Source organism: Marivita hallyeonensis (assembly GCF_900129875.1).
In the GTDB taxonomy this organism is placed as follows: Bacteria; Pseudomonadota; Alphaproteobacteria; order Rhodobacterales; family Rhodobacteraceae; genus Marivita; species Marivita hallyeonensis.
The window spans coordinates 718,695-726,303 of record NZ_FQXC01000003.1 but is presented as its reverse complement, the minus strand read 5'-3'; the positions used below and the strand labels follow the sequence as shown (position 1 = coordinate 726,303).

The window sequence follows — 7,609 nt, the reverse complement described above, 5'->3', positions numbered from 1 at the left end:
GAAGACGAAGGTCTCCGTCAGCGGCTCTTTTGCGCGGGCTTTTCCCGCGCCGGTGGGGTTCGAAGGGGAGGCTTGCCGCCCCTCGCAAGGTCCCGTGTCATCGGCGCAGCCGTATGACATGGGTCGCCTTGCTGTTTGCGCTATGGTGGGATCGGTGACGCTCATGATCTGAGGCCTGCCGCCTGGATTTGCGCCTGTGTCACCAGCTCTGCGGTCAGCAGAGCATCGACTTGGCCCGGTGTGATGTGGCGGCAAAGTGGATGCTTATCTGTGACCCAATTCGCCAGGCCTGCCAGCATCTCGGCTTCCTTGACCTTCGCCTCTTCACGGCCCTTTGCGATGTCTTCGACATAGGTGCGCCAGCGTCCCGACTTGAACCAGTTATCCGAGAAACAGACCTTGGAACGGGTGAAACCCGCGCTCTCGGTCGCGTAGGCCTTTACAGCCTGCAACAGGTCCTCGACTTCTGTTCCAGCATCCAAGATGTCCCTGATCCGCCCGAGACACTCGGCCTTGCCCCGCACCCGGTCGGGCGGATAGGCGGCCAAGACTCTCTCAGACTCTTCATCCTCCAGCGCCGCGCGCTCGCGCGTAGGAGGTTTATGGATGGTTTTAGGATGGTTTGGGGGCCGTGGTGGCCCCGGTACCCCGGCCACTGTGGCCCCCGTTCCGGGTCCAGTCTGGACGGGGTCCACTGTGGCCCCCGTCTCGATGTCGGGTTCTGCGGTCAGTTCTAGCGCTTCAATCCGGGTAAGATCGATCCTGTAAACGACCGTGAATCCGTTCTTGCACCCGCGCGCACCTGTCTCGACCAGGATGCCTTCCTTCAGAAAATCCCGGATCGTTCGCTTGACTGTGGTCTCGCCCAGCTCAGTGTGCCTTTGGATCGTTCCCTTCGAACACCAGATGCCCGACCCGTCATCCGACGCCTTGTCCGCCAAGAACATGATGATCTGCTTGCGCGTCGCACTCCCGAACTTCCGTTCCGCACATGCATTCGCCACCCGCCAGCTCATTGGAAGGCCTCAAAAGCCGCACGGACGTGCGAATTTTGTACAGGCTTTGTACGAGAATTCGGTCGTTTTCGGAGAATTCGGCGGAAAACGAAACGGGCGTTTCTGCACGCTTCTGCGCAACGCCTTGCAAATAAGTCATATTTTTCAGGCAGTTTTGGCGATCCCGGCAGGATTCGAACCTGCAACCTGCCCCTTAGGAGGGGGCTGCTCTATCCAGTTGAGCCACGGGACCGCACATCCAATTGCATACTCTTCGCACAACCGCTTGTCATCTCCGGCCAGCGACTTTTTCCAAGGTGCTGCAATCGCTTGCTGCGTCCTCGAAGTTTGCGGTAACGTCGATCCGAATACACAAGGATGACGCATGTGGCCAATGACGATACCCGCCCGCTGACATTGCGAGATGTGTCGGAGGCGTCCGGCGTGTCGGAGATGACGGTCAGCCGCGTTCTGCGCAATCGCGGCGATGTGTCGGATGCCACGCGTGAGCGGGTGCTGTCCGCAGCCAAGGCGCTTGGATATGTGCCCAACAAGATCGCCGGTGCCCTCGCCAGCCAGCGCGTGAACCTGGTTGCTGTCATCATTCCCAGTCTACGGAACATGGTGTTCCCCGAAGTGATGTCGGGCATCAGCAGCGTTCTGGAAGAAACTGACCTGCAGCCGGTTGTGGGTGTGACCGACTACCTGCCGGAAAAGGAAGAGCGCGTCCTTTACGAGATGCTGTCATGGCGACCCTCGGGCGTCATCATTGCCGGTCTTGAACACACGGACGCCTCGCGCGCCATGCTGAAGGCAAGCGGCATTCCCGTGGTGGAAATCATGGATGTCGACGGCACACCGATCGACGCGATGGTCGGGATTTCGCACCGGCGCGCGGGCCGGAAGATGGCGCAGGCAATCATGAAGGCGGGATACGAACGGATCGGGTTCCTCGGCACGAAAATGCCGCTCGACCACCGCGCGCGCAAACGGTTCGAAGGTTTCACAGAAGCCCTTGCCAAAGGCGGGATCGAGATCGCGGATCAGGAATTCTATTCCGGCGGTTCCGCGCTCGCCAAAGGGCGCGAAATGACCGAAACCATGCTGGAACGCGAGCCGGACCTCGATTTTCTCTACTTCTCCAATGACATGATCGCGGCGGGGGCGTTGCTTGCCCTGTTGGAGAAGGGCGTTGAAATCCCCGAGCAGATCGGGCTTGCCGGCTTCAACGGCGTTGAACTGCTCGACGGGTTGCCGCGGAAACTTGCCACGATGGATGCCTGCCGGACCGAAATCGGCGTCAAGGCCGCTGAAATCATTGCGGAACGTGTGAATAACCCTGACGCGGAAACGCCAAAAGTGATCGAGCTTACGCCAAAGATCAGCTACGGCGACACGTTGCGCAGATAAAAAGGGCCCCGCAGGGCCCTTTCCAAAACCACGACAGGGTCGCGCGGTCAGTTGAGAACGCTTGAGACGTCGTGCGTCCAGGCTGCGTCACCCGGATCAGCGGTGATTACTGGGTCAGAGCCGCCTGCCAACAAAGTGGCGACCGTCCGCGCGAAATCCGCCGGGTCCAATGTCCCGTTCGATCCAGCTGTCAGCTTGGCGATCTCACCCATCATGCGCTTTTGATGTTCTTCGGTCTGCGCACCGGTCTCGTCATACTCCAGAACGATCATCGCGGCCTCGTCCGGGTTCTCTTCGGCCCATTTCCAACCGCGCATCGACGCCGCGACGAAACGCTGCATCTTGTCGACAAAGGCCGGGTCGTCCAGCCGGTCTTCGAGAACGTACAACCCGTCCTCCAGAGTGGCGACGCCCTGATCCTCGTATTTGAAGGTCACGAGGTCATCCGGGCTGACGCCCGCGTCGATCACCTGCCAATACTCGTTATAGGTCATGGTCGAAATGCAATCGGCCTGCCGTTGCAGAAGCGGATCAACGTTGAAGCCCTGCTTGAGGACCTCGACACCGCTTTCGCCTTTTCCGTCTGTCGAAATGCCAAGCTGGCTCATCCACGACATGAAGGGAAATTCGTTGCCGAAGAACCAGACACCCAGCGTGCGGTTGGCGAGGTCTTCCGGTGTTGCGATGCCAGCATCTTTCCAGCAGGTCAGCATCATGCCAGAGCTTTTGAAAGGCTGCGCAATGTTGACCAGGGGCAGACCCTTTTCACGCGCAGCAAGCGCGGCCGGCATCCATTCCACGGTCACATCGGCCCCGCCGCCTGCAATCACCTGCGTTGGCGCGATGTCCGGGCCGCCCGGCTGAATGGTGACATTGAGATCGGCTTCTTCGTAGTAGCCGTTTTCGAGTGCCACGTAGTAGCCAGCGAACTGGGCCTGTGTGACCCATTTCAGCTGAAGCGTGACGTCGTCCGCAGCCCATGCCGGGGCCGCAAGACCAAACGCCGCAAGAGCGCCAAGAATTCGAGAGTTCATCTGTTAACCTCCAAGTTGTTATGCGTCGTCTTTTCTTCTTCAATTCGAACGATGGGACGGGTGCCAGAACGTCACCCGTTTTTCGATCCAGGCCACCAATCCGTAGAAGGCTGTTCCAGCCATCGCGGCAACGGCGATTTCCGCCCAGACAAGATCGATCGACAGGCTGCCGACCCCGGTCGAAATGCGAAACCCCATGCCCCGGGTCGGCGACCCGAAGTATTCAGCAACGATTGCACCGATCAATGCAAGCGTTGTCGCGATTTTGAGTCCGTTGAACACGAAAGGAAGCGCCGCAGGCAGGCGGAGCTTGATCAAAGTGTCGAAATATCCGGCAGCGTAAGTGCGCATCAGATCGCGCTGCATGGCATCGGTCTCACGCAGGCCTTGCACCGTGTTCACAAGGATCGGGAAAAAGACCATCACCACGACGACGGCGGCCTTCGATTGCCAGTCGAAGCCGAACCAGCTGACCAAAATCGGCGCGATACCGACGATGGGCAGAGCGGCCACGAAATTCCCGATGGGCAAGAGCCCACGCGTCAGAAACGCGGATCGGTCGATCAGGATCGCGGTCAGAAAGGCCGCGAGAACGCCAATGATGAACCCCGAAAGCGCGCCTTTCAACACGGTCTGTCGGAAGTCCTCCCACAGGATATCGGTCGATGCCGCAAAGGTGCGCGCCACATCCGTCGGGGCTGGCAGGATCACCGGTGAGACACCAAAACCGCGCACGACGCCTTCCCAAAGGACGATGAGCGTGACGCCGAACAAGACCGGAATGGCCACCCGCACAGGCACCGATCCCGACCAAGGTGAATGCGCGAGGTACGCGTTAAGCGCCCATGCCCCGACCCAGAACAGCAATGCGAACACCAGCCAGCTCATGCCTGCATCCCCATGCGACGCAGGGTGATGCGCTGGAGCAGATCAAGCAGAGTGACCAGCAGCCCGGCAAGAATTGCCGCAGCCGCGAGCGCCGCCCAGATCGCCAGTGGTGTCCCGAACTGGTCCCCGATCAGGATGCGCGCGCCAAGCCCCGAGATCGCACCCGTGGGCAGCTCTCCAACAATCGTGCCCACAAGCGCCGCCGCGATGCCGATCTTGAGGGACGTGAAAAGATAGGGCATCGAGGCCGGCAGCCGCAATTTGAGGAAGGCCTGCAAACCGGACGCCGAATAGGTCTTGAGCAGATCAAGTTGCGCCGTGCCCGGGGATCGCAGACCTTTCACCATGCCGACAAGAACCGGGAAGTAGCACAGGTAAGCTGAAATGATCGCCTTCGGCACGCCGCGGCCTTCGATCCCGACCTGGCTCGACAGAACGATGATCATGGGCGCAAGCGCGACGATAGGCACGGTCTGCGAGATGATGGCCCAGGGCATCAGGCTCATGTCAACGACGCGGCTGTAGACGATGGCAATCGCCCCGGCCATGCCAAGGGCTGTACCAAGGACAAAGCCCCACAGCGTCGACTGCAAGGTGATCCATCCGTGATAGATCAGGGACCGCTTCGACATGGGCCGACCCTTGAGCGCCATCTCTCCTGTGGTCTTCCAAAGCTCCTGCCCGACCTGTTGCGGGGTCGGCAGTCGCGGTCGGTCAAGGCTGTACCCTGCCGCGATGTGCTCAGGGTTGTTCGCCATCAGAACCCAGACCGACGTGTCGAACCGTGCACGCGCGTCTGGCGGCACCACCTCTGCGCCTGCGCGCTCGGCCACGTCCAACGCACCCCGAATGTTCATCGGCGCCACAGCCGCGTACCAGATCGCGATGAGCACCGCGAGAACCGACAGAATGGGGAACAGGGTTCTCATGACACGTCAGTCGTCATAGGCATGCCCAGCGCGCAGCCCTTCCCGCACACGGTGCGCCACAGCGAGGAATTCGGGCGTGTCCCGAATGTCGAGCGGCCGTTCTTTCGGCAGCGGGCTGTCGATGATGTCGGTGATCCGCCCGGGCCGCGGGGACATCACGACGATCTTGGTCGAAAGATAAACCGCTTCCGGGATCGAATGCGTGACGAAGCCGATGGTCTTGTCCGTCCGTGCCCACAGCGCCAAAAGCTGTTCGTTCAGGTGATCGCGCACAATCTCATCCAGCGCGCCGAAAGGTTCGTCCATCAGCAGAATGTCCGCATCGAACGCCAGCGCCCGGGCGATGGAGGCGCGTTGCTGCATCCCCCCAGAAAGTTGCCAGGGATATTTCTTGCCGAAATTCGACAGCTCCACGAGGTCCAGAACCCGCACGATGCGCTCTGCCTGCTCCGCCTTGGAATACCCCATGATCTCCAGCGGCAGCGCGATGTTCTTTTCAATCGTTCGCCAGGGATACAATCCGGCCGCCTGAAACACATAGCCGTACGCCCGTGCTTTTCGCGACTCATCAGGCGACATGCCATTTACGGTCAGCGAACCACCCGTCGGCGTCTCCAACGCCGCAACGCAGCGCAGGAAAGTCGTCTTTCCGCAACCGGACGGGCCGATGAAACTGACGAACTCGCCCTTGCCAATGTCCAGATCGATTCCGGACAAGGCATGCACGGGACCATCGTTGGTCTGAAACGTCAGATCCAGCGACTTGGCGGAAATCACAGGCGTTGATGTGCCGTGGTCGATGACCGCAGCTTGGGCGTGGTCCTGCATCAAACCCCCGTCGCAGGGATCCCGGTGCGCTCAACCGGGCGCGGAGCGGTCAGGTCTTTCCAAGTGCTCAATGCCTTGTTCACCGTGCCGTTCGGTTCGCGCGCAACGAACTTGCCGTGGCCTTCCTGCGTGCGGATTTCTCCGTCATGCACCGCAACCTGCCCGCGTGTGAGCGTAAAGCGCGGCAGGCCTTTCACGTGATGCCCTTCGAACACGTTGTAGTCGATGGCGGATTGCTGAGTGCTGGCCTGGATCGTTTTTTCCTTCTTCGGATCCCACACCACCAGATCGGCGTCGGCCCCGACGAGAACAGAACCTTTCTTCGGATAGCAGTTCAGAATCTTCGCGATATTGGTCGACGTGACCGCGACGAATTCGTTCGGCGTCAGACGTCCGGTTTCGACCCCGTGGGTCCAAAGCATCGGCAGTCGGTCCTCAAGCCCGCCGGTGCCGTTCGGGATCTTTGAGAAGTCGCCAATCCCGGTTCGTTTCTGCTCGGTCGTGAATGCACAATGGTCGGTTGCGACAACCGACAGGGACCCGGACATGAGACCGGCCCAGAGGCTGTCCTGATGCTGCTTGTTGCGGAAGGGCGGCGACATCACCCTCCGAGCGGCGTGGTCCCAGTCCTTGTTGAAGTACTCGCTTTCATCCAGCGTCAGGTGCTGGATCAGCGGTTCCCCCCAGACGCGCTTTCCCTGCATCCGCGCGCGCCGGATCGCCTCATGCGCCTCTTCACAGGATGTGTGCACGACATAAAGCGGAACACCCGCCATGTCGGCGATCATGATTGCGCGGTTGGTCGCTTCGCCTTCCACCTGCGACGGGCGGGAATAGGCATGCCCCTCTGGCCCTGTGTTACCCTCGGCCAGCAGCTTGGCCGTCATCTCGGCCACCACATCGCCGTTCTCGGCGTGCACCATGGCGATGCCACCGAGCTCGGCCAGACGGTTGAACGACGCGAAGAGCTCATCATCATTGACCATCAGCGCGCCCTTGTAGGCGAGGAAATGCTTGAAGGTGGTGATCCCACGATCCTCAATCACCGACTTCATGTCGTTGAACACCTGCTCGCCCCACCACGTCACCGCCATGTGGAAGGAGTAATCGCAATTCGCGCGGGTCGATTTGTTGTCCCACCGCTTCAGCGCATCATGAAGGCCCTCGCCCTGGTTCGGGAGGCAGAAGTCGACGACCATCGTCGTTCCGCCCGCAAGGCCAGCGCGCGTGCCGCTTTCGAAGTCGTCGCTGGAATACGTTCCCATGAACGGCATTTCCAGATGCACATGCGGATCGATCCCGCCCGGCATCACATAGCAGCCGGTCGCATCCAGTTCCTCGTCGCCCTTCAGATTTGGCCCAATCTCGGAAATCACGCCGTTCTCGATGAGAACATCCGCGTCATAGGTCAGGTCCGCTGTAACAACCGTTCCGTTCTTGATGACTGTGGTCATTTCTCGCTCCGTCGTCCTGATCTTCTCTGTTTCTAAAATACCTCGGGGGAGGCCGCAGGCCGGGGGCAGAG

7 protein-coding genes and 1 tRNA gene are annotated in these 7,609 nt (G+C 60.4%); 1 reads left to right on the top strand and 7 read right to left on the bottom strand.

Features of this window, described 5'->3' with window-relative positions:
• Positions 1-161: 161 nt before the first annotated feature.
• Together BUA42_RS12870 and BUA42_RS12865 are read right to left on the bottom strand one after the other, a co-directional pair.
• Positions 162-1,016, bottom strand: a complete 855-nt coding sequence (locus BUA42_RS12870) for a hypothetical protein (RefSeq protein WP_072778357.1) — start codon at positions 1,014-1,016, stop codon at positions 162-164.
• A gap of 155 nt (positions 1,017-1,171) precedes the next feature.
• Positions 1,172-1,248, bottom strand: a tRNA-Arg gene (locus BUA42_RS12865).
• A gap of 125 nt (positions 1,249-1,373) precedes the next feature.
• Here BUA42_RS12865 and BUA42_RS12860 point away from each other — a divergent pair.
• Positions 1,374-2,405, top strand: coding sequence for a LacI family DNA-binding transcriptional regulator (locus BUA42_RS12860; RefSeq protein ID WP_072778355.1), 1,032 nt, complete (start codon positions 1,374-1,376; stop codon positions 2,403-2,405).
• A 47-nt stretch (positions 2,406-2,452) separates the two neighbouring features.
• Here the strand turns inward: BUA42_RS12860 and BUA42_RS12855 are convergent, their stop codons facing one another.
• Genes BUA42_RS12855 through hydA form a run of 5 tightly spaced genes read right to left on the bottom strand, consistent with a single transcriptional unit; the run spans position 2,453 to position 7,538 of the window.
• Positions 2,453-3,439: an ABC transporter substrate-binding protein gene (locus BUA42_RS12855; RefSeq protein ID WP_072778353.1), complete on the bottom strand. Its 987-nt coding sequence runs from the start codon at positions 3,437-3,439 to the stop codon at positions 2,453-2,455.
• Positions 3,440-3,478: 39 nt separating this feature from the next.
• Positions 3,479-4,327 (bottom strand): ABC transporter permease, encoded by an 849-nt coding sequence (locus BUA42_RS12850; protein ID WP_072778351.1) that lies wholly within the window; start codon positions 4,325-4,327, stop codon positions 3,479-3,481.
• Complete coding sequence (locus tag BUA42_RS12845) at positions 4,324-5,256, bottom strand: ABC transporter permease (RefSeq protein WP_072778350.1); 933 nt, start codon at positions 5,254-5,256, stop codon at positions 4,324-4,326. The genes BUA42_RS12850 and BUA42_RS12845 overlap by 4 nt, the downstream gene beginning before the upstream one ends.
• 6 nt (positions 5,257-5,262) lie before the next feature.
• Positions 5,263-6,084, bottom strand: a complete 822-nt coding sequence (locus BUA42_RS12840) for an ABC transporter ATP-binding protein (RefSeq protein ID WP_072778348.1) — start codon at positions 6,082-6,084, stop codon at positions 5,263-5,265.
• Complete coding sequence (gene hydA, locus BUA42_RS12835; RefSeq protein ID WP_072778347.1) at positions 6,084-7,538, bottom strand: dihydropyrimidinase; 1,455 nt, start codon at positions 7,536-7,538, stop codon at positions 6,084-6,086. Before hydA ends, BUA42_RS12840 begins: the two co-directional genes overlap by 1 nt.
• Positions 7,539-7,609 lie beyond the last annotated feature (71 nt).